The 22,844-nt window shown below is 35.9% G+C and carries 17 protein-coding genes and 1 riboswitch; of the genes, 11 read left to right on the forward strand and 6 right to left on the reverse strand.

Annotated features, from left to right (window positions below; genetic code table 11):
• Nucleotides 1-20 precede the first annotated feature (20 nt).
• Complete coding sequence (gene gluQRS, locus J3U09_RS09745; RefSeq protein WP_267354048.1) at nt 21-902, forward strand: tRNA glutamyl-Q(34) synthetase GluQRS; 882 nt, start codon at nt 21-23, stop codon at nt 900-902.
• On the opposite strand, the gene moaA is transcribed toward gluQRS, so the two are convergent.
• Entirely contained in the window at nt 882-1,856 is a 975-nt protein-coding gene (gene moaA, locus J3U09_RS09750) for a GTP 3',8-cyclase MoaA (RefSeq protein WP_267354050.1), read from the reverse strand. The two genes, gluQRS and moaA, sit on opposite strands and share 21 nt — an antisense overlap.
• Nucleotides 1,849-1,967, reverse strand: a riboswitch (molybdenum cofactor riboswitch). It overlaps the preceding gene by 8 nt.
• 431 nt (nt 1,968-2,398) lie before the next feature.
• Between moaA and ppnN the strand changes: the two genes are divergently transcribed.
• Nucleotides 2,399-3,775, forward strand: a complete 1,377-nt coding sequence (gene ppnN / locus J3U09_RS09755; RefSeq protein WP_267354052.1) for a nucleotide 5'-monophosphate nucleosidase PpnN — start codon at nt 2,399-2,401, stop codon at nt 3,773-3,775.
• Nucleotides 3,776-3,848: 73 nt separating this feature from the next.
• Here ppnN and radA read toward each other — a convergent pair whose 3' ends face one another.
• The 5 genes from radA to J3U09_RS09780 form a co-directional block, all read right to left on the reverse strand.
• Nucleotides 3,849-5,225, reverse strand: a complete 1,377-nt coding sequence (radA, locus tag J3U09_RS09760; protein ID WP_065561765.1) for a DNA repair protein RadA — start codon at nt 5,223-5,225, stop codon at nt 3,849-3,851.
• A gap of 9 nt (nt 5,226-5,234) precedes the next feature.
• Complete coding sequence (serB, locus tag J3U09_RS09765; RefSeq protein ID WP_267354054.1) at nt 5,235-6,209, reverse strand: phosphoserine phosphatase; 975 nt, start codon at nt 6,207-6,209, stop codon at nt 5,235-5,237.
• Nucleotides 6,210-6,401: 192 nt separating this feature from the next.
• A complete protein-coding gene (locus tag J3U09_RS09770) occupies nt 6,402-6,578 on the reverse strand; it encodes a winged helix-turn-helix transcriptional regulator (protein ID WP_220225504.1) in 177 nt (58 codons plus the stop codon).
• Between the two features lie 31 nt (nt 6,579-6,609).
• The gene (gene rsmB, locus J3U09_RS09775) at nt 6,610-7,896 is read right to left on the reverse strand and encodes a 16S rRNA (cytosine(967)-C(5))-methyltransferase RsmB (RefSeq protein WP_267358057.1); all 1,287 of its coding nucleotides are present in this window, start codon (nt 7,894-7,896) and stop codon (nt 6,610-6,612) included.
• Nucleotides 7,897-7,931: 35 nt separating this feature from the next.
• Complete coding sequence (locus J3U09_RS09780) at nt 7,932-9,275, reverse strand: Na+/H+ antiporter family protein (protein WP_267354059.1); 1,344 nt, start codon at nt 9,273-9,275, stop codon at nt 7,932-7,934.
• 445 nt (nt 9,276-9,720) lie between these two features.
• Here J3U09_RS09780 and plsB point away from each other — a divergent pair, with 445 nt between their 5' ends.
• The 9 genes from plsB to J3U09_RS09825 all read left to right on the forward strand — a co-directional run bounded on the left by plsB (nt 9,721) and on the right by J3U09_RS09825 (nt 22,271).
• Nucleotides 9,721-12,153 (forward strand): glycerol-3-phosphate 1-O-acyltransferase PlsB, encoded by a 2,433-nt coding sequence (gene plsB / locus J3U09_RS09785; RefSeq protein WP_220225502.1) that lies wholly within the window; start codon nt 9,721-9,723, stop codon nt 12,151-12,153.
• A 298-nt stretch (nt 12,154-12,451) separates the two neighbouring features.
• Complete coding sequence (gene fdnG, locus J3U09_RS09790; protein ID WP_267358059.1) at nt 12,452-15,520, forward strand: formate dehydrogenase-N subunit alpha; 3,069 nt, start codon at nt 12,452-12,454, stop codon at nt 15,518-15,520.
• A gap of 15 nt (nt 15,521-15,535) precedes the next feature.
• Entirely contained in the window at nt 15,536-16,510 is a 975-nt protein-coding gene (gene fdxH, locus J3U09_RS09795; protein WP_324170060.1) for a formate dehydrogenase subunit beta, read from the forward strand.
• Nucleotides 16,503-17,201, forward strand: a complete 699-nt coding sequence (locus J3U09_RS09800; RefSeq protein ID WP_267358060.1) for a formate dehydrogenase subunit gamma — start codon at nt 16,503-16,505, stop codon at nt 17,199-17,201. The genes fdxH and J3U09_RS09800 overlap by 8 nt, the downstream gene beginning before the upstream one ends.
• A gap of 88 nt (nt 17,202-17,289) precedes the next feature.
• Nucleotides 17,290-18,183 (forward strand): formate dehydrogenase accessory protein FdhE, encoded by an 894-nt coding sequence (gene fdhE, locus J3U09_RS09805; protein WP_267358062.1) that lies wholly within the window; start codon nt 17,290-17,292, stop codon nt 18,181-18,183.
• An 85-nt stretch (nt 18,184-18,268) separates the two neighbouring features.
• A complete protein-coding gene (locus tag J3U09_RS09810) occupies nt 18,269-19,234 on the forward strand; it encodes an ABC transporter substrate-binding protein (protein ID WP_267358063.1) in 966 nt (321 codons plus the stop codon).
• 251 nt (nt 19,235-19,485) lie between these two features.
• Nucleotides 19,486-20,463, forward strand: a complete 978-nt coding sequence (locus J3U09_RS09815; protein WP_065561757.1) for an ABC transporter substrate-binding protein — start codon at nt 19,486-19,488, stop codon at nt 20,461-20,463.
• Between the two features lie 66 nt (nt 20,464-20,529).
• Nucleotides 20,530-21,474, forward strand: coding sequence for an ABC transporter permease (locus J3U09_RS09820; RefSeq protein WP_065561756.1), 945 nt, complete (start codon nt 20,530-20,532; stop codon nt 21,472-21,474).
• Nucleotides 21,475-21,476: 2 nt separating this feature from the next.
• Nucleotides 21,477-22,271 (forward strand): ABC transporter ATP-binding protein, encoded by a 795-nt coding sequence (locus tag J3U09_RS09825; RefSeq protein ID WP_267358065.1) that lies wholly within the window; start codon nt 21,477-21,479, stop codon nt 22,269-22,271.
• The last annotated feature ends 573 nt before the right edge of the window (nt 22,272-22,844 follow it).

Here is a 22,844-nt window from a genome sequence, read left to right on the forward strand (position 1 = left end):
TCTTTCTATCCTATACGCCCATGCAATATATTGGTCGTTTTGCTCCGTCACCTTCTGGACCATTACATTTTGGTTCGTTGGTGACAGCTCTCGGTAGCTACTTACAAGCCAAGGCCAGCAATGGTAAATGGCTTGTTCGTATTGAAGATATTGATCCCCCAAGGGAAGTCAAAGGCGCATCATCTTTAATATTAAAAACATTAGAAGCTTTTAATCTCTATTGGGATGATCAAGTTTTATATCAGTCTAACTGTAGTGAACGTTATCGATCAGTGTTAGCATCATTAATTTCTGAGCAAAAAGCTTACTATTGTGATTGTACCAGACAACGGATCCATAGCCTTAAAAACAATATTTATGATGGATTTTGTCGTGAGCGACATTTAGCATTAAATAACGTTGCTATTCGTTTAAAGCAAAATCATCCGATTTTCTCTTTTGATGATAAAATTAGAGGTCAACAAAGCATTGATCATATCAATGCACTAGAAGATTTTATTATTCATCGAAAAGATGGATTATTTGCTTATAATCTAGTTGTTGTATTAGATGATAATTATCAAGGAATAACCGAAATTGTTCGTGGTGCAGATCTATTACCTGTGACCGCTAAACAGATTTCACTTTATCAATTATTTAATTTTACAATCCCAAATTACTGCCACTTACCATTAGCTTTAGATAGTCATGGTCATAAACTCTCGAAGCAAAATCATGCCTCTCCAATTGATATAAAAAAAACCAAATTATTAACGGTGCAAGCATTACAATTTTTAGATCAACAAATACCCGAAAATTGGCAAGATGCCACACAGAAAGCGTTATTAGATTGGGCGATATCACACTGGGACATTAATCATATTCCCAAACAAGACTGTATGTTAACCACCAATATAAGATAAATTAGGTGTGATACCTAAATGGTGGGTATGTAATAAATGTTTTTCAGGTTTTATTAATAGTGAAGATAAAATTCTAGCTTTAAGTTGCGCTTTTTGCTCAGAGCTTTGTAGTAAATCCCGTAAATCAACCGCTGCATCACCAAACAAGCAATAATGTAATTTACCGATAGACGAGACACGTAATCGATTGCAACTTTTACAAAAATCCTTTGAATACGGCATAATCAGACCAATCTTACCTCGATAATCACTATGCGCGTAAACTTTAGCAGGTCCAGAGAACGCCTCTTTTGACTGTAATTGCCAACCTTGTTCAATAAGTTGTGATTCCATCACATGACCAGCTAAATGATAACGATTAAATAATTCACGGCTTTCTGTTGTTTCCATCAATTCTATAAAACGTAACTCAACTGAACGATCTTTAATCCAAGTTAAATAATCAGCCAGATGGTCGTTCATATTTTTCATCAAAACGGTATTAATTTTAACTTTCCTAATACCTACTTCTAATGATTTTTCAACGCCTTGAATCAGCTCACGTAATTTATCTTGGCCTGTTATTTGTTTAAAAATGTAAGGAGAAAAACTGTCAATACTAATATTAATAGCATTAAGTCCTGCTTGTTGCCAATAATGCACATTTTTTAATAACCGTGAACCATTGGTTGTGATAGCGAGTTGTTTGATGCTGGGATAAGCAGAAATTATTGACAAAATATCAATAAAGTCTCGACGCAAAGTCGGTTCACCGCCCGTTAGCCGAATTTTATGTACACCAAGTTCAGTAAACGTTGACACAACATTGTCAATTTCATTTAACGATAAAAATTGATGATCTTTATTAGGTCGATAACCATTAGGCAAACAGTATTGGCACTGAAAATTACACTGCTCGGTAATCGACAAGCGTAGATATTGAAATCGACGCTGATAATTATCCATTAATTGCATATCACAAACACCTTATCCAAATCGGGAAGCATAGCCATTTCTGCGCTATACCGCGGCTAGTCCACCATATGAATTCACTTAGGTGAAAAAGCTTCAGAGTTTGTTTAAGTCTAGCATAGACACTATTTATTGACTACGGACAATTATCACTATTCGATAATTGATTAGATGATTCAATTTCATCATTTTTCTTTTAAGTATAAATAACCGTGATGTAATTAAGTAAGTTGCCCTTCGACAAGATTAATAAAAGCGTTCGGTCGCCCTTTTCTCTCTTCTTTAACTTACTGACAACCCCTATAAACAAATAAATTCCTTTTTCATTGATAACTCACTAACCTGACAAACACCTTGAAGGTTGAATAATATTCTAATTTTTTTATTTTTTCTTATTATGAGGTATTTATTTCATAACTAGAAAAAATTTTTTAATTCACCCTATTGCCTCATATTTTTAGCTTATTTACAGCTTTGCTTAGTATTCATTATATTTCGGTATATAATGATTTCCTTGTCGATAAAACCGTCAAATGGAGGTTGTGATGATTACCCATATAAGTCCGTTAGGATCAATGGATTTACTTGCGCAGGCTGAAGTTGATATTTTAAAAAAATCAGCAAATAGCGAACTTTATCAATTGTTTAGAAATTGCTCATTAGCTACTCTTAATGCGGGTAGTAAAACGGATAACACTAAAGAATTACTAGATAGATTTAAATCGTTCGAAATTAACGTTATCAGTAAAGAGCGTGGAGTTAAATTAGAGCTTATTGATGCACCTGAAAGTGCTTTTGTCGACAAACGCATTATTCGCTCCATACAAGCTAATCTGTTTGCGGTTTTACGTGATATTCTTTTTTTAAATGGCCAAATTACGGCAATTAAACACTTGGTACCTAACGAGAAGCTTGAAAAAGAGCACTCCTATTACATCACCAATCTTGTTTTTTCTATTCTGCGTAATGCCAATGCCCTACACGTTGGCGAAGAGCCTAATCTAATTGTTTGTTGGGGTGGACACTCAATTAACGAAAGTGAATATTATTATGCTCGTCAAGTTGGTATGCAACTTGGATTACGAGAACTTAATATCTGTACAGGCTGCGGTCCGGGAATAATGGAAGCACCAATGAAAGGCGCCGCTGTTGGTCATGCACAACAACGTATAAAAGATAGTCGCTTTATTGGTATGACTGAGCCATCGATAATTGCAGCCGAACCACCAAATGCATTAGTTAATGAACTCATCATTATGCCAGATATCGAAAAACGACTTGAAGCGTTTGTTCGAATGGCGCATGGTATAGTTATCTTTCCTGGCGGACCTGGTACTGCTGAAGAACTACTTTATATTTTGGGGATTATGCTCAATCCTGCTAATAAAAATCAGACTTTACCAATTATTCTAACGGGTCCAAAAGAGTGTGAAGATTATTTTGACGCGATTGATCAATTTATTCGTAATACTTTAGGCGAAGAAGCGACTAAATTGTATGAAATTATCATTGATTCACCTGAACAAGTTGCACGCATAATGAAACATGGGGTAAAACAGGTTAAATCATCACGGTTAGCAACTGGTGATGCTTATGGGTTTAACTGGTTACTCAAAATTGATGAAGCATTACAGCACCCATTTGAACCAACCCATGCAAACATGGCATCACTTAATCTACATAAAGATCAGCCAGTTGAATTATTAGCTGCTGATTTACGCCGTGCTTTTTCTGGAATTGTTGCAGGTAATGTTAAAGAGTTTGGTATGAAGCAAATTGCTGAACATGGTCGCTATAAATTGCAAGGTGATCCTGAAATCATGAAGCAATTAGATAATTTACTGCTTAGCTATGTAAAACAAGATCGCATGAAGCTTCCTGGCGGTAGTGCCTATCAACCTTGTTATGAAATTTGTTATTAATTAACCTTAATATTAGCCAGTTATACTTCGCCGATACAAAAATCGGCGGAGTATTTAGCAATATTTGAACACTCTAAAGATCACTTAAAATATCTAACGCTTCCGACACTTTCTTAACAGCAAAGATCTGCATATTTTCTGGCTTTTTCTTTGGCATATTAGCTATAGGCACTATTGCCTTTTTGAAACCATGTTTAGCGGCTTCAGAAATACGCTCTTGACCACTTGGTACTGGTCGTATTTCTCCTCCCAGACCTATTTCACCAAAAATAACCACATCTTGTGGTAAAGGGCGATTTCGAAAACTGGATACCAATGCAGCAATCAATGCTAAATCGGCACTAGTTTCGGTCACTTTTACCCCGCCAACAACGTTAACAAAAATATCCTGATCAGCCATTTGTAAACCACCATGGCGATGCAAAACCGCGAGTAAAAGTGCCAGCCGATTTTGATCAAGCCCGACAGTCACTCGCCTTGGATTGCCATATACAGAATGATCAACTAACGCTTGAATTTCAACCAGTAATGGACGAGTACCTTCCCATAACACCATTACCGAACTGCCCGATAACATCTCTTCACCACGACTTAAAAAGATTGCAGATGGATTACTGACTTCTTTCAATCCTTGTTCAGTCATAGCAAACACACCTAACTCATTGACTGCGCCAAAACGATTTTTATGGCTACGTAAAGTTCGAAATCGAGAGTCAGCATCACCATCAAGTAAAATTGAGCAATCAATACAGTGTTCAAGTACTTTAGGGCCTGCTAGTGAGCCATCTTTAGTCACATGGCCAACCATAATAATAGCTATGCCTTTGGTTTTCGCAAAACGCGTTAAATAAGCTGCAGTTTCACGAACTTGAGCCACACTACCTGGCGAAGATTGAATATCAGCAAGATGCATAACTTGAATTGAGTCAATAACCATTAACTTTGGCTGTGACTGTTCAGCAAGTAAACAGATCTGCTCAATACTGGTTTCAGACAACATATTAATATTATCTGTCGGTAAACCTAAACGATGTGCACGCATCGCTACTTGTTGTAATGATTCCTCACCAGTTACATAAAGGGTATTCATTTGTGCTGACAGTTTACTCATGGTTTGCAGTAGCAAAGTACTTTTACCGGCACCGGGGTTACCACCAATTAAGATAGCACTACCTGGTACTACACCACCACCAAGTACACGGTCAAATTCAGAAAATCCAGTTGAAAATCTGGGTAAGGCTTCCAGACTAATTTCAGATAATTTTTGGATTTTAGTTTGCCCTGCACCACCGGCATAGCCGGTTAATCGGTCATTGCGTGATGAACTACTAGCTAACCTAACTTCAGTAATGGTATTCCATGCATGACAAGCGCTACATTGACCTTGCCAACGAGGATAGTCAGCACCACAATCATTACAGACATAAGCGCGCTTTACTGTTTTTGCCAAATTCTTCTCCTAGCCTTCACTTAATAAACTGGTAGATAAGATGCACCATAAACCGGTTAAATCAGCATAATTGATGCTGATTCTTGCTTTTTCAACGACTTTAGGCTTTCCATGATAAGCAACACCAAGCCCTGCAATTCTAATCATCATTAAATCATTTGCCCCATCACCAATCGCAACAGTTTGCTCAATAGGAATATCTAAAGAGGTGGCTAATTGTTGTAACATCCGCGCTTTATATTTAGCATCAACAATTTGCCCATTAACTTTACCTGTCAGCTTACCGTTTTTAATTTCTAATTCATTAGCGTGAGCGTCAATTAGTTTTAACTTCTGTTTTAAATGATTTGCAAAATAGGTAAATCCACCCGAAACAATGGCAACATGCCAATTTTTTTTATGCAACTCTTTAACTAAATAAGTTAATCCTGGTGTTAATGGTAGACTCTCTTTTACTTGTTCTAAAATATCTTGATGTGCGCCTTTTAATGTAGCAACTCGTTTACGTAAGCTGGTAGCAAAATCAAGTTCACCACGCATAGCAAGCTCAGTCACTGCAGCAACTTGTTCACCGACACCGTGTAATTTTGCTAGTTCATCAATACACTCAATACCAATTGCGGTCGAGTCCATATCCATGACTAATAAACCTGGAGAATGCAATGTGGGTAAATTATCAATTGGTGAAACATCAATACCTAATGTTAGCGAAATCGATTTGGCTTTTTTTGGCATTACGCCAGCAATACGTACTATTTGATAGGTTTTAATTTTCCAAGATGAAACTACAACCATTGGCATTGCAAGTTGTCTTTGAAATTTTGAAAGCAGTGTTTTATTTAACTTTTTCCCATAAATAATCCAACCCGTTTTACCCGCATTGTAATCCAATGGAACAACTTCACAACCATTTAAAGACAAAGGTAAACCTTGCCAGTATTGAATATTTTCTGGGAGATCATTATAGGTTAATGTATAAGCCATATATCGAAAGTCTTAAAAATGTAAAACAGATTCGGAATTTACCATATCTACTAAAGATTGTCCAAGTAAGGATTATAAGAAGTTATTTCTTAAATTTTACGGCTCAAAAACCCTGTTCCTCAACTTTTTTTGCAAGAAATTTCATTGTTAATCAATATTAATTAGCTTCAGTTTAGAAATGAAGAAAGAATACTAAACAGATAGTCCCCACATACAAAGCTGTTCAAGTGCTGGGCCAATTTTTTCACCCAAAGGGGGTAATTTGTATAACACTTTAAGTGGTGTTTTTTCACCATATACACTACGAGTGATAAGTTCATCTTCCTCCAACTTTTTAAGCTGGATGCTCAGCGTTAATACATTAATCATTTTTAAACAGAGCTGGCATTGTAAAAATGTATTAACTACTTTTTTTTAAAACAGCATAGAAAAAGCCATCGCCGCCGTGTATAGTTGGTAAAAATTGTTTCGTATCACCCACAAGTTGGGCATTGCTGTTTTCTTTTAAAAAACGCTCAATTTGCAATCTGTTTTCATCAGGTAGGATTGAACAGGTAGCATAGACTAAAGTGCCACCTGTTTTTAAATAAGACCAAATATTGGTTAAGATCCCATGTTGCAATTCAGTGAGTTGCGCAATATCACTATCTCGCCGTAACCACTTGATATCAGGATGGCGACGAATTACGCCTGTTGCCGAGCATGGTGCGTCAAGCAAAATTCGGTCAAATTGTTTACCCAAGCACCATTTTTCCGGTGTAAGACCATCACCCACTTTAACTTCTGCTACTTGTTTTAGGCGAGCCAGATTTTCTTCAATACGTTTAGCACGACCTGCATCAACATCTACCGCTAATAAATTTGCTTTAGGTGCAATTTCTAAGATATGGGTTGTTTTTCCACCTGGAGCGGCACACATATCCAAAATTTTCTCACCATTTTGGGGTTCTAACAAATATGCAGCATATTGAGCAGACAAATCCTGTACGGTAACGGCTCCTTCAGCAAAATAAGGTAATTTCGTTACATTTACAGGCGATAATACCCTAATAGCACAAGGCAAATCAGCAAAAGCTTCTGATTCAATTTGCCGTTCAGTTAACAATTGTTGATGCTCACTAACTGAATAGTGATTAAGATTAACGCGTAACCACATTGGTGGTTTTTGGTTATTGGCAGAAATGATTGCTTGCCATTTCTCGGGATAAGCTTGCTTAAGACGATTAACTAACCAACTTGGATGCAAAGTTTGAGGTGTTTTATCATCCTGTACAAATTTTCGTTGTAATGATTCTTGTTGGCGTAAAAATTCACGCAATACGCCATTTACTAATCCTTTGAGCGCTGATTTTTTTAAATCATTTACTGCATTAACTGTTTCACCTACAGCTGCATGTTCAGGTATTCTGGTATATAAAATTTGGTAAATACCCACTAACAATAAATAGTGTAGAACTCGATTTTTCCCGGTAAGAACTTTATTCATCAAAGTATGAATATAAAAATTAAGTTCAGGTAAAACACGCATCACACCAAAACAGATTTCTTGCATTAGCGCGCGATCTTTTTCTGCTACTTTATGGCTAAATAACGTTAAGGCCGTACTAAGCGATTGCCCCTCTTCAAGTACATTAAAAATCGCTTTAGCACAAATAGCTCGAATATTTGAGTGTGACTTTTTATTCATAATCAATAATGACCTTAACTCATCAATCTAAATATTTATAAAATTAATGATCCCACCCAACCAGCTATAAACAATGGAATATTAAAATGGGTAAAGGTTGGAATAACACTATCTCTTATATGATCATGCTGACCATCACTGTTTAAACCAGCAGATGTTGCTAAAATAGTATCTGAAGGAGGTGAACCTGCATCGCCAATCGCTCCTGACGCACCAATTAAACAAACGGTTGCTATTGGTGAAAAGCCCAACTGAACACATAAAGGAACATAGATAGCTGCAATAATTGGTACAGTAGAGAAAGATGAACCAATACCAAGTGTAATGATCAAGCCAACTAACATCATCATAAAAGATGCAACTACTTTATTCCCCGCAAATAATGAGGCACTATTAACAACTAATGGTTCTATTTCATGAGTCTGTTTTAATACTTCAGCAAAGCCTTGAGCTGATATCATCACAAAGCCGATCATCGCCATCATTTTGATACCATCGGTAAAGATTCCGTCTGCCTCACCCCATTTAATTGAGCCTGAAGCAATAAAGCAGATAAAGCCAATTAAAGCACCCAAAATCATCGATCCAGTATAAAGTTGGACAGTAAAAGAGAGAATAATTGCTAATAATGAGACGACAAGTGAACGAGTACTTACATTACTAAACTCTTCGGCATGGCTTTCTTCATTAATCAGTTTATATTGTCTCGGTTTACGATAACTAACGAAAATAGCCCAAAGTAGACCAACAAACATACCAAAAGCCGGAATAGCCATAGCATGCATAACATTAACATGGCTAACATCCATCCCCGATGAAATAATATTTTTTAATAAGATTTGATTTAAGAAAATATTTCCGAATCCGACAGGTAAAAACATATATGGTGTAATCAAACCAAATGTCATGATACAAGCAATCATTCGTCTATCTAGTTGCAATCTCGACATCACATATAAAAGTGGCGGAATTAACAACGGTATAAAGGCGATATGAATTGGGATGATATTTTGTGAGGAAATACTAACTAACCCGATTATGATAATTAACAACCATTTAATTCGAGTTTTAGCATCATTAGTCGTTAACTGCTTAATGGCTTTGTCAGCTAACAATTCTGGTAATCCTGATTTTGAAATTGCTACTGCAAACGCACCAAGCATAGCATAAGAAAGCGCAATATTAGCCCCGTTGCTAATCCCAGTATTAAAAGCGTCAATTGTTTCTTTTAATGTTAAATGGCTACATAAACCACCGACAAAAGCACCAATGATTAAGCTAATCACCACATGAACACGGCAAAGCGAAAGGACTAACATTAAAATAACTGCAACAACCACTGCATTTACCGAGGAAAACAGCTCAAGAATAGTATTCATAAATAGATTCTTCGTAGCAAAATAAAGATAGTTATTCTAGGCGATAGATATATAAAGTGCAATTGTTAGTATACGCTTACTAGCGTAAATTATTTTTTAGGTAAGACTAAAGAAAACTTATAATAAATTTAATGCTAACATTGCAAATAAAGAATAACCGATTTGTATCCTTAATGAAAATTGTGTGAATAACTTGCTTTAATTAACGGTAATATTCAATTCATGCTGATATGGTGCTGATAGAAATAAACCTTTATAATACGTTGTCATTATTATAATGTAATCACTACAAGATTATGCAAATTTGCTATACTGTAACGCATATATACTTGGATTAATGTTTTTTATATTAGAGTAATCATATCAATTTACAGCTTAAACATTCATTATTAGGTTGGTAAATAAATAACTTAAAATGATTTAAGTATATAGTTAGCAACAAAGTATGAGGTTTATTTTTATGTTTTCTTGGTGGACAAAAATTTATTTTTCACTAATTCAAATTCCTGTTAAGCTTTTTGTTAAAAGTAAACCAATTCCTACCGATCCCATTACTGAACTGGACCTCGATATCCATCGTCCAATTTTGTATGTGCTTCCTTATAACTCTCAAATTGATTTAATGGTAGTTAGGTCGCTTTGTCTAAAATATCATTTACCAGATCCTTTATTAGGAATTGATATTAATGATAAAACTGTACCTGCTTATATTTATATCGATAAAGGCCCAGGAATTTTTGCTTCAAGTAAACAAAAAAATAAATCTATCGAAATTTTAAGGGAATACATTTCAGCCCATCAACAAAATGATGAACTTGATGTTCAAATGTTGCCTGTATCTGTAATGTTTGGTCGTAAACCAGATAAAGAAGGCAAAAAAATGCCTTCACTGCAAGTGTTAGGTGCTACCTATAAACTTTATAAAATCTTAATTTCTGGTCGTGACTGCTATACTCGATTTTCTCGAACCGTATCTTTTAAAGATATTAAAGTCGACGATAAACAAGATATTTCTGTTTTAGCACATAAACTTGCGCGTGTAGCACGTATTCACTTTGCTAAACAAAGAGCGGCTTCTGTTGGTCCTAAATTGCCTGTTAGACAGGAAATGCTTAATAAATTATTAACTAACCCAGCTCTTGCTGAAGCAATACAAGAAGAAGCTAAAAGTAAACATATTGGGCTAGATAAAGCCAAGAAAAATGCTTTATCACTTCTAAATGAAATCGCGGCTAATTTTTCTTACCGCATGCTAAGAGTGACTGACTCTGTTCTTACTTGGGCATGGAATAGACTTTATCAAGGTTTAAAAGTAACGAATGCTGACCCAGTTCGAGAGCTTGCTGAAAATGGACACGAAATCGTTTACGCACCATGTCATCGAAGTCATATGGACTATTTGTTATTGTCTTATGTACTTTATCGGCAAGGATTAGTTCCACCACATATTGCAGCTGGTATCAATTTAAATTTCTGGCCAGCAGGCCCTATTTTTAGGCGCTTAGGGGCATTTTTTATCCGCCGTTCATTTAAAGGTAACAAACTCTATACCGCCGTATTTAGAGAGTATTTAGCAGAGTTATTTATCCGGGGTTATGCCGTCGAATATTTCATTGAAGGTGGGCGCTCACGCACAGGAAGACTACTCGACCCTAAAACCGGAATGTTGTTGATGACAATCCAAACTTTATTACGGGGTGATACACGCCCAATCACAATTGTCCCGCTCTATATTGGTTATGAACATGTTTTAGAAGTTGCCACTTATGCTAACGAGCTGCGTGGCGCTAAAAAAGAAAAAGAAAGCTTGTGGAGCACAATTAAAGCCTTCTTAAAATTAAAAAAACTAGGCTTTGGCTACGTTAACTTTGGGAGCCCAATACCTTTAAATCAATTTTTAAATCAGCATATACCTGAATGGCGAGATGCTATTGATCCTACAGGAACACCGCGCCCTAATTGGTTAACACCAACAACTAATTTGCTTGCGAAACAAATTATGGAGCACATCAATTCTTCGGCTGCGATTAATGCTATGAATTTATGTTGTTCAATATTATTAGCCGCTGATCAATGCACATTAACAAAAGTAAAATTATTAGAGCATTTAGATTATCTTTTAAAATTATTAAAAAACATTCCTTACTCTGATTTGATTACCATTCCCGATCAAACTGCCGAAGAGATGTTTGAACATGCCAAAGAAATGGGTAAATTTGTCATTACTACTGATGAAGTTGGTGAAATGGTGGGGTTAACGACCGAACAAGCAGTATTGATGACCTATTATCGCAATAATATTCAGCATTTACTGATTATACCGGCAATTGTGGCTAGAATTTTACTTAAACATAATCGCATTTCAATTGATGAAGTACTTATGCAGGTTAAATTGCTCTTCCCTTTAATAAAATCAGAGCTATTTTTATATCATAATGAAGATCAATTAACTGAATACGTTAATAAAATTATTGCAACTTATGCTGATTTGAATCTAATAAGTTATTCACCTGATAAATTAACATTGAACTACTTAAAAATGTCAGGATTACAGTTGTTAGCGTCATCATCAAGAGATACATTACAACGCTATGTCATTGCATTTTCATTGTTACAAAAAGATCCAACAATTAGTCGTGCAACCTTAGAAAAAGAAGGACGTTTAATTGCAGAACGGCTTTCAATATTACATGGTATAAATGCTCCTGAATTTTTTGATAAAGGTGTTTTTTCAACACTAGTTGCTTCGCTTCGGGAACAAGGTTATTTAGATGATAAAGGTGATGCAAATTTACCGAAAATCGAAACCATGAATAATATACTTAAACCATTAATTACTAACCGTGTAATGCAAACAATTGATGAAATCAATCCTTAAAAATTAAATTATCTTGGGCTTACTTGATTATTCTGGGTAAGCCGAATAAACTTCAATCATTAAATAAAGTATCTTTTTTTATGCTTTATCACTGTTTTCTAAATAATTTTATTCTTTATAATCTTCATTAACTAATTTAATAAATAGCACCATTGTTTTTTTGACATATGTCAAACTTTTGTGAAAGTATACCTTTATTTCCATTCAATTAAATATTATCATTACAATTAGTAAGGATGTTTATAACATCGAAAAAATTAGATAATAAAATGTAATGTCAGCTTTTTAAGGAGTTCATATGCTATTTAACCGTAGACAGTTCTTTAAGATCTGTGCTGGTGGCATGGCAGGAACAACTGTCGCTACTTTAGGATTAATGCCGAATGTAGCGCTTGCACAAACTCGCCAATATAAATTGTTAAAATCAAAAGAAACGCGAAATAATTGTACTTACTGTTCTGTTGGATGTGGAATGCTCCTTTATAGCCGAGGAGATGGCGCTAAGAATGCCGAATCGTCTATTTTTCATATCGAAGGCGATCCTGACCATCCTGTTAGTCGCGGTTCACTTTGTCCGAAAGGTGCTGGCGTACTCGACTATATTAAAAGCGAACAACGAGTTAAATACCCTGAGTATCGTGCGCCAGGTTCTGACAAATGGCAACGAATCAGCTGGGATGAAGCAATTGACCGCATAGCTCGCTTAATGAAAGCTGACCGTGATAAAAATTTTCAAGAAAAAAATGAACAAGGAACGACGGTTAACCGCTGGACAACTACTGGCTGGCTAGTGACTTCTGCTGCGAGTAATGAAACAGGTTGGTTAGCATTTAAAGTTGCCCGTTCTTTAGGAATGCTAAGCCTTGAAACTCAAGCTAGAGTTTGCCATGGGCCCTCAGTATCTAGTTTAGGTGCTACCTTTGGTCGAGGCGCCATGACCAATAACTGGAACGATATTAAAAATGCTAATGTGGTTATTGTTATGGGGGGTAACGCAGCTGAAGCCCATCCAGTTGGTTTTAAATGGGCAATTGAAGCCAAAATTACTAACGGTGCAGAACTCATAGCGATTGATCCACGCTTTCATCGAACCGCTTCGGTAGCTGATCATTATGTACCTATTCGTGCAGGTTCAGATATCGCTTTTCTACTTGGTATCATTAATTACCTTATCACTAATAACGAAGTCAACTTTGAATATCTTATAACACACTCTAATGCTAGCTTAATTGTGCGTGACGATTTCAACTTTGATAATAATAGTGGATTGTTCAGTGGTTACGATGCAGAAAATCGTCAATACGATCAAACCAGTTGGGCATATCAAAAAGATGAAAATGGTTTTGCATTAAGAGATAAAACATTAAGTCACCCTCGCTGTGTTTGGAATTTACTAAAACAACATGTTAGTCGCTATACGCCAGAAATTGTAAATAAAATAACGGGTAGTCCTGTAGATGGCTTTTTACATGTTTGTCGTTCACTCGCCAGTACTAAAACCAATGATCGTACGGCAACTTTCCTATATGCATTAGGTTGGACTCAACATACTTATGGTACACAAATCATCCGTACTGCAGCAATGATTCAACTGATTCTTGGTAATATTGGTGTCATGGGTGGTGGTATAAATGCTTTACGTGGTCACTCAAATATTCAAGGATTAACTGATGTAGGTTTACTGTCTAATCGGTTACCTGCTTATCTTGATCTACCAAAAGATTCTCAAACATCGCTTGAACAATACTTAGCAGAAAAAACACCAAAACCTCTTGGTCCAAATGAGGTTAATTTTTGGGGTAATTACCCTAAATTCTTTATTAGTTTTATGAAAGCAATGTATGGTGATAAGGCAACTGGGGATAATAATTGGGGATTTGATTGGTTACCAAAATGGGATAAAACCTATGATATTTTACGTTTTAGTAAAATGATGCGTGACGGACAAGCTAATGGTTTTATTTGCCAAGGGTTTAACCCACTGGCTGCCTTACCTGATAAAAATAGTATTCGTGAGGGATTATCCAAACTCAAATTCTTGGTAAATATCGATCCATTGCCAACTGAAACAGCCGAGTTTTGGAAAAATCATGGTGAATCAAATGATGTTGATCCAAGTAAAATACAAACAGAAGTCTTTAGACTTCCGGCCAACTGTTTTGCAGAGGAAAATGGGACAATTGTTAACTCATCACGTTTATTACAATGGCATTGGGCAGCTGCTAGACCACCTTATGAATCACTTTACGATCCAGAGATTATTGCGCGAATCTATTTAAGAATTAAAGAGCTTTATGAAGAAGAAGGCGGCGCTTATCACGAACCAATTAATAATTTAACTTGGGATTATCAAGATCCTGAAGGTCCGGCAGCCGAAGAGTTAGCAAAAGAGTGTAATGGTCGAGCATTGGCTGACATAACGGACACTAATGGCAACATCATCCTTAAAAAAGGCCAACTATTAAGTGGTTTTTCTCAATTAAAAGCCGACGGAACGACCTCATCTGGAATTTGGATATTTTGTGGTTCTTGGACTGAACAAGGTAACCAAATGGCTCGCCGAGATCCTAGTGATCCATCAGGTAAGGGTATTCATGCTGGCTGGGCTTGGGCTTGGCCGATGAATCGACGTGTACTCTATAATCGTGCTTCTACTGATGAAAATGGAAAACCATGGGATCCAAATCGGATGTTAATCAAATGGAACGGAACAAGTTGGGTCGGCAATGACGTACCAGATTTTACTGCCACATTATCACCAGATTCTGGAGCGGGAGCCTTTATCATGAACAATGATGGATTAGGTGGGCTGTTCTGTTTGAATCGTTTAGTTGATGGACCGTTTCCTGAACATTATGAACCATTTGAAACACCAATTTCAAATAACCCAATGCACCCTAAACAAGTAAATAGTCCAGTAGCTCGAGCATTTAAAGAAGATTTAGCTCGCTTAGGTAAAGCAGATGAATTTCCTTATGTTGGTACAACATACAGTATTACTGAGCACTTCCACTTTTGGACGCAACATGCAAGATTAGCTTCAATAACACAACCAGAACAATTTATTGAGCTCAGTGAAAATCTTGCGAATAAAAAAGGCATAAAATTGGGCGATACAGTGAAAGTAACTTCATATCGAGGTTATATCAAAGCCAAAGCAGTTGTGACAAAACGTTTACCTACTTTGACAGTTGATGGTAAAGAGATCGAAACTATAGGAATTCCAATTGTTTGGGGATTCACAGGTCAAACTAAAAAAGGCTTTTTGGTTAATGAATTAACACCGCATTTAGGTGATGCTAATTCACAAACCCCAGAATACAAGTCCTTCTTAGTCAACATCGAAAAAGTTACCACAGCGGCATAAGAAGGAGGATAGATTATGTCATTACAAACTCAAGATATTATTCGCCGCTCAGCAACTAATGCCCTAACACCTGCACCTAGGGCAAGAGATTATCAGCAGGAAGTAGCTAAATTAATTGACGTGACCACCTGTATCGGTTGTAAAGCTTGTCAGGTAGCTTGTAGCGAATGGAATGATCTGCGAGCAGAAGTAGGAAATACCGTCGGCGTTTATGATAATCCAGCTGACTTAGAACCAAAAGCATGGACCGTAATGCGTTATTCAGAAGTTGAAATCAATGGCAAATTCGAATGGCTTATACGTAAAGATGGTTGTATGCATTGTGCAGATCCTGGTTGCTTAAAAGCGTGCCCATCTGAAGGAGCAATCATTCAATATGCTAATGGGATTGTCGATTTCCAATCAGAACACTGTATTGGATGTGGTTATTGCGTCGCAGGATGTCCATTTAATATTCCACGTGTTAGCAAAGAAGATAACCACTCTTATAAATGCACATTATGTGTTGATCGAGTTGCTGTTGGTCAAGAACCTGCTTGCGTAAAAACCTGCCCTACTGGAGCAATCCATTTTGGCACCAAACAAGATATGATTCGCCATGCCGAACACCGAATTGTTGATTTAAAAAAACGTGGATTTGAAAACGCAGGACTCTACAATCCAGAAGGTGTCGGCGGTACTCATGTTATGTATGTACTACATCATGCTAATCAACCTGAACTTTACCATGGATTACCGAAAGATCCTCAAATTAGCGAAATCGTTAAATTCTGGAAAGGCGCATGGAAACCACTATCAGCTGCTGCTTTTGTTGCAACTTTTGGCGGATTACTCTTCCACTACATGGGGGTAGGTGCAGTTGAAGTCGATGACGAAGATATTGAACACGAAAAAGAAGCGGACAAACAAGCAAGAAAACGTTTAGGATTACCTATTTTAGGTCGAAAAAATAGTCCTAATTCAACACAATCGGAGGCTCGTCATGAATAAGAAAGGAATGATATTAAGAACACCACTTATTGTACGCTTCTGTCATTGGTGTATGGTCTGTTTGTTTATATTAACCGCGTTATCAGGTTTATCTTTATTTTTTCCATCAATCAAGTTATTTGGATTATTTCTTGGCACGCCACAATTGGTGAGAGCTTTACACCCTATAATTGGTTGTGTAGTATTCATTTTACTGATGTTCATGTTTATCAAATTAGCTCATCACAATATTCCAAATAAAAATGACCTTTTATGGATTAAAAACTTTAAAAACGTGATTATGGGAAAAGAAGAAGGTATCCCAATTGGTAAATATAATGTTGGCCAAAAGTTTTTATTCTGGTGCATTATGAGCTTAATCTTTGTGCTATTCGTTACGGGCTTGATAATGTGGCGCCGATATGTATCTGATTATTTTCCTATTCAAATAGTCCGAATCGCAATATTTTTCCACTCTTTTGCTGCTATTTGTCTTATTTTACTGGCTATTGGTCATGCTTATATGGCAATTTGGGTTAAAGGGTCTATAAAAGGAATGATAACTGGATATGTATCACGAGCGTGGGCATTTAAAAACCACTCCTCATGGTACGAAGATGAAATGAAAAAAATCTATCAGCAAGAACTTAAAGACAATCAAAAGAACGATGTTGAGCCATCATCTCAAACAGAACAAAAACCTGCTTTATAAGAATAATTAATCTCCGCTGATATTAATCAGCGGAATTCTTAGCCTATTAGATTAATGATGGAAAAAATAACAAAATTGGTAATCAAGAATGAGTATAAAAATCATCCCACGAGAGCAGCTTGAACAACAAAACACCGTAATTAGACAGATTCCCTTACTCTTTTATCCATCACCGAAAACACTTTATATTCATCGCGCTGAGCGCTTAAAAACGCTAGCACGAAACAATTCTTTAAGCGATTATTTAAATTTCTGCGCTAAGATTGTCGAGCAACAGGCTATTTTAATCAAAAAACCTATTGATATCTCTCCATCACTTAATAATGATTTACCACCATTAAGTTTGGAAAACTTACCATTAAATGATATTTGGCAAGATTATTTATTAACATTATTAAATTCATTTTCAAATACAACCTATCAAATTCAATCTGTTATTGAACAATTAAAACAAAACCATTCTAATCAACTTCAAGAGAAAGCACTCAACTTACTCAATGGTAAATTTAATTTGGTTGACGGTAATGAATCCATATTTATTTGGTCAGCTTTATCAGTCTATTATTGCCAACTAGCTAGTCAAATTAAAGGCAAAGCCGTCGCTGAAAATACCAATGAAAGCTGGCTATGCCCAGTGTGTAATAGTATGCCAGCTGCGAGTATTATTCAGCTTGGTGCAAATAATGGATTAAGATACCTTCATTGTAGCTTATGTGAAAGCGAATGGTATGTACCACGAGTGAAATGTACTTGTTGTGATAATATGCAAGATATTCAATACTTCTCTTTGGATAAAGAATTAGCTGCAATAAAAACCGAGTGCTGTGATGCTTGCCATAGCTATTTGAAAATCTTAGACCAAGATAAAGATCCTCATATCGAAATCATTGCTGATGATATTGCCTCATTAATATTGGATATCAAGACTGAAGAAGAAGGATTTGCAAAAAGTGGGTTAAATCCTTTTGTCTTTGCCCAATAAGAAATTACAAAAGTTAAAAATATTACTTAACATTTTGTAATATTAAGATTAGAATCATATCACTGTACTAGTTTACGAGTTCTTTATGATGAAACGCGCTATAATTTTAATATTGATGTTAGTAATTACGCCATTTTTCTGTTTGGCTAATGCGGTAAAAAATGTTGCGATAACAGCAATTGTTGAACACCCTTCATTAGACCAAATCCGTGATGGAGTAAAAGATGAGTTAACAGCAAATGGATTTAAGTTAAACGATAATTTAAATGTCCAATATCGAAGTGCCCAAGGTAGTAGTGCAACAGCCGCACAAATTGCCAGACAGTTCGTTGCAGCTAAACCAGACGTCATCGTTGCAATTGCAACACCAAGTGCTCAAGCAACAGTTGCCGCAACTAAACAAATACCCGTTGTTTTTGCAGGAATCACTGATCCAATTGCAGCAAAATTAATTAAAAATTGGAATCCCTCTCATAACAATGTCACTGGCGTTTCAGACTATCAAGAAATAGGCCCTCAAATTGAATTTATGAAAAAAGTTGTGCCTAATGTAAAATCTGTTGGTTATATTTATAGTCCTAGCGAAATTAATTCAACTGTAGTGTTAAAAAATCTACAAAATGAACTTAGCCAACAAAATATTTCATTGGTGGCGGTGCCTGCCCAACGTACGGCGGATATTTCAACAGCAGCCAATACATTAAAAGGAAAAGTTGATCTTATCTACACCACAACAGATAACAACGTTGTTTCAGCTTATGAATCATTAGTTAAATTTGCCAATGAAAATAAAATCCCACTGTTAGCATCGTTTCCTGATGCCATTGAGCGAGGAGCTGTTGCTGCTTATGGAATGAGCTATTACGATGTAGGTCGTCAATCAGGTAAGCTGGTGGTAAGAGTTTTAAATGGAGAAGATCCTGGCAATATTAAACCCGAAATCGGACAAACATTACGCCTTGTCGTCAATACTGATGCAGCCAAAAAACAAGGAATCTTTTTACCTCCTGACATTATCGAGTCTGCCTATAAAGTTATTGGTCAAAAATAAAATCATATATCTAAATAAAATCAATTCTTTGTCCACTTTAATGGGCAAAGAATGTTCAGAAACCCCGTTCCTCACCGCAAAATTTTTTAAAGTATTATTGATAAGTCTATTCTATTCATAATTCCTTGCAATAAGGTGTATTAAAATATTTACACATATACTTTTTATTAAATCTAGAAAATTATCTGTTTTTGCTTTATAGTAAACGTATAATTAGGTTGGTTGTAAAATAAATATTACAGGAGCACCACATGCGGAATTTAATCATCAAGCTTTTTATGTTACTTAGTTTGTCTGTAGTAACATTTTTTTCATTAGCAGATAATAAATCTGAGCAAAAATATGTCGCGATAACAGCAATTGTAGAACATCCTGCATTAGATAATGTTCGCAAAGGTGTTGAAGATGAATTAAAAGATAATGGCTATATTGTTGGTCAAAATTTAAAATTACAGTTTGCTAGTGCTCAAGGTAGTAGCGCTAATGCTGCCCAAATAGCAAAACAATTTGTTGCTAATAAGCCCAATGTTATCGTTGGTATTGCAACACCTAGCACCCAAGCTTTAGTGGCAACAACCAAAACGATTCCTATTGTATTCACTGCTGTCACTGATCCCGTTGCTGCTAAATTAACACCTAGTTGGGAAGCTTCTAAAACCAATGTAACTGGTGTATCAGATGCATTATCTTTAGAATCACAAATCGATATGATGTTAAAAATTAAACCTGATGCAAAAAATATTGGTTATGTTTATAGCCCAAGTGAAGTAAATTCCACAATTGTGCTTAAAGAATTACAAGTTGCACTTGGAAAACGCGGCATGAAAATTATTGCTGCACCAGCACAACGAACATCTGATATTTCAACCGCCGCAATAAGTTTAAAAGGAAAAGTTGATCTGATCTACACAACAACCGATAATAACGTCGTTTCAGCTTATGAAGCATTAGCAAAGGTTGCCAATGAAAACAAAATTCCTCTTCTTGCATCAGATCCTGATTCAGCTGAACGAGGTGCAATTGCTGCTTTGGGAATGAGTTATTATGACCTTGGTCGCCAAGCAGGTAAAATTGTTATTCGAATTCTTAATGGTGAAAAACCAGGTGATATTCCACCACAAGTTGGTAACATCACACAATTAACTATTAATAAAAAGGCTGCTGAACGCCAAGGTGTCACTCTATCTGAAGAGGTTTTAAAATCAGCAGCAAAAATTGTTGAAAAATAATTTATTAAACCGTTTTAATAACTAAACCGCCTACTTTGGCGGTTACTTTTTTTAGTGGATATTTTCATGTCATTTGAATTTTTATTAGGCTCAGTTGGAATAGGACTTATTTACGCATTAGTTAGCTTAGGCGTGTTTATATCGTTTCGACTACTTGACTTCCCCGATCTAACCGCTGATGCGAGTTTCCCACTTGGTGGGGCAGTATGTGGTTTGTGTATGTATGTCGGTATTGATCCATGGATTGCAACTTTTCTAGGTATGTTTGCAGGTTGTATTGCCGGTGCAATGACTGGACTGTTATATGTTAAACTTAACATATTACAATTACTATCAAGTATTATCGTGATGATAGGCCTTTATTCAATTAATCTAAGAATTTTAGGATTAGGACCTTATCTCATGGATGAAACACCAAGAATGGCTGGTTCGCCTAATCTATCTTTACTCGATGCAAAAACTATTTTCTCTCCATTTATTAATGAAGATTATAGTAATCAATATTTAGTGCAACCACTTATGGTTTTAGCTTTTGTTGTTGTATTTTGGTTGCTACTTAACCTATTTTTAAATACCCAAATCGGATTGGCTTTAAGAGCGACTGGTACTAACCAACGAATGGCTAAATCCCAAGGAATTCCAACAGGTGGTATCACTATTTTAGGTATGGCAATTTCAAACGGATTAATCGCACTTGGTGGTTCATTATTTGTTCAAACTCAAGGCGGTGCTGACATTACTATTGGGGTGGGGACTATTGTTATCGGCCTTGCATCAATCATTATAGGTGAAAGTATTTTCCCAACAAAACGCATTTGGGCGGTTATGATTGCTGTTATTTTCGGCGCTATCTTATACCGTTTATTTATTGCCTTTGCACTTAGCAATGAATTTTTACAAGAGATCGGTGTCGGTACAGAAGATTTAAATCTTATCACGGCAATATTGGTTGTTTTAGCTTTAGTCTTACCAAAACAACTGAAAAAATACTCAAAAAGAAGAGGGAAGTAAGCATGATCAATGTTGGGCAATTGCAATTGACGTTTAATCAAGGAACACCAATTGAAAATCATGTATTACGAGGTTTAAATCTCAATATCAGTGAAGGTGAGTTTGTTACTATAATCGGTAGTAATGGCGCAGGAAAGAGTTCTTTACTTAATGTGATTAGTGGTGATTTGATTGCTGATTCGGGACATGTGATTATTAATAATAAAGATTTGACTCGTTGGCCTGCTTGGAAAAGAGCCGGTATGGTTGCACGAGTATTCCAAGATCCTATGGTAGGGACATGTGAAAATCTTACTATTGAAGAAAACTTAGCGATTGCTTATAACCGAGGTAATAGTTTCACTTTACTACCAGCATTAAATCGCAAGCTGAGGGCCTTATTTAAAGAAAAACTAGCAACACTCAATTTAGGCCTTGAGAATCGCTTATCAGATATGATGGGATTATTATCAGGAGGACAAAGACAAGCAGTAAGTCTATTAATGTCGACATTACAACCATCTAAGATTTTATTACTTGATGAACACACTGCTGCACTTGATCCCAAAACAGCACAATTCGTTTTGGATCTCACTAATGAAATTGTTTTAAAAAATAAGTTAACCACAATGATGGTTACCCATTCAATGAAACAAGCTTTAGAATACGGCACTAGAACAGTCATGCTTCATCAAGGGCAAGTGGTGCTTGATGTTTCAGGGGAAAAGCGAGATAAATTAACCGTCAATGATTTATTAGAGATGTTCGAAAAAACTCGCGGTGAAAAAGTAACAGATGATGCCCTACTTTTAGGCTAATAATAAAAATTTAAAGCAATATTTATTTAATGAATATTGCTTTTTTCAATCTATTGTTCATTTATTCAATCTCCATTAACACAAAATCTAACAAGCTTTTATCCCTCACTATTAATGGTTATTGATTTTGTGAGTATTCTCAAAATTCATATTTTATCTACCAAATTAACTTTCGTTTCATTTAAACGTTATTCATCCAATCATGAAGTCATTAAACCCTTCAATTATTAATTTAATAATTTTGTTAATTTAGATGTATTTAGTATTTTAGAAAAGATTACCTTTTCCCCAAATTATCTTGTTACTAAAGATAATATGAAAGAAATTATGATGTTTTTAAGTTATAGGCAAGTAGCATTTAACGTATTAATCATTTAAAAGAAGTGCTTTGTTATATTCTTTTATTTTCTTTGATTATTAAGTTGCTTAAAATATTAGAGAGATATAGGAATTTATTTGCTCAATAGTATTAAAAATACTGATCCCTAAATGCAAAAAAGCCCAGCATTGCTGCTGGGCTTTCGCTCTAATTTAAAAGTCTGGCGGCACCCTACTCTCACATGGGTAATACCC

This window comes from Gilliamella sp. B2889 (genome assembly GCF_026536885.1).
GTDB classification, from domain to species: Bacteria; Pseudomonadota; Gammaproteobacteria; order Enterobacterales; family Orbaceae; genus Gilliamella; species Gilliamella apicola_E.

Bases quoted from the DNA above. Each gene is read 5' to 3' on its own strand.
- J3U09_RS09820 (WP_065561756.1), top strand. From the start codon at position 20,530: ATGTCATTTGAATTTTTATTAGGCTCAGTTGGAATAGGACTTATTTAC.
- J3U09_RS09810 (WP_267358063.1), top strand. From the start codon at position 18,269: ATGATGAAACGCGCTATAATTTTAATATTGATGTTAGTAATTACGCCA.
- J3U09_RS09815 (WP_065561757.1), top strand. From the start codon at position 19,486: ATGCGGAATTTAATCATCAAGCTTTTTATGTTACTTAGTTTGTCTGTA.
- J3U09_RS09770 (WP_220225504.1), bottom strand. From the start codon at position 6,578: ATGATTAATGTATTAACGCTGAGCATCCAGCTTAAAAAGTTGGAGGAA.
- serB (WP_267354054.1), bottom strand. From the start codon at position 6,209: ATGGCTTATACATTAACCTATAATGATCTCCCAGAAAATATTCAATAC.
- ppnN (WP_267354052.1), top strand. From the start codon at position 2,399: ATGATTACCCATATAAGTCCGTTAGGATCAATGGATTTACTTGCGCAG.
- plsB (WP_220225502.1), top strand. From the start codon at position 9,721: ATGAGGTTTATTTTTATGTTTTCTTGGTGGACAAAAATTTATTTTTCA.
- fdhE (WP_267358062.1), top strand. From the start codon at position 17,290: ATGAGTATAAAAATCATCCCACGAGAGCAGCTTGAACAACAAAACACC.
- moaA (WP_267354050.1), bottom strand. From the start codon at position 1,856: ATGCAATTAATGGATAATTATCAGCGTCGATTTCAATATCTACGCTTG.
- fdnG (WP_267358059.1), top strand. From the start codon at position 12,452: ATGCTATTTAACCGTAGACAGTTCTTTAAGATCTGTGCTGGTGGCATG.
- fdxH (WP_324170060.1), top strand. From the start codon at position 15,536: ATGTCATTACAAACTCAAGATATTATTCGCCGCTCAGCAACTAATGCC.
- gluQRS (WP_267354048.1), top strand. From the start codon at position 21: ATGCAATATATTGGTCGTTTTGCTCCGTCACCTTCTGGACCATTACAT.
- J3U09_RS09800 (WP_267358060.1), top strand. From the start codon at position 16,503: ATGAATAAGAAAGGAATGATATTAAGAACACCACTTATTGTACGCTTC.
- rsmB (WP_267358057.1), bottom strand. From the start codon at position 7,896: ATGAATAAAAAGTCACACTCAAATATTCGAGCTATTTGTGCTAAAGCG.
- J3U09_RS09825 (WP_267358065.1), top strand. From the start codon at position 21,477: ATGATCAATGTTGGGCAATTGCAATTGACGTTTAATCAAGGAACACCA.
- J3U09_RS09780 (WP_267354059.1), bottom strand. From the start codon at position 9,275: ATGAATACTATTCTTGAGCTGTTTTCCTCGGTAAATGCAGTGGTTGTT.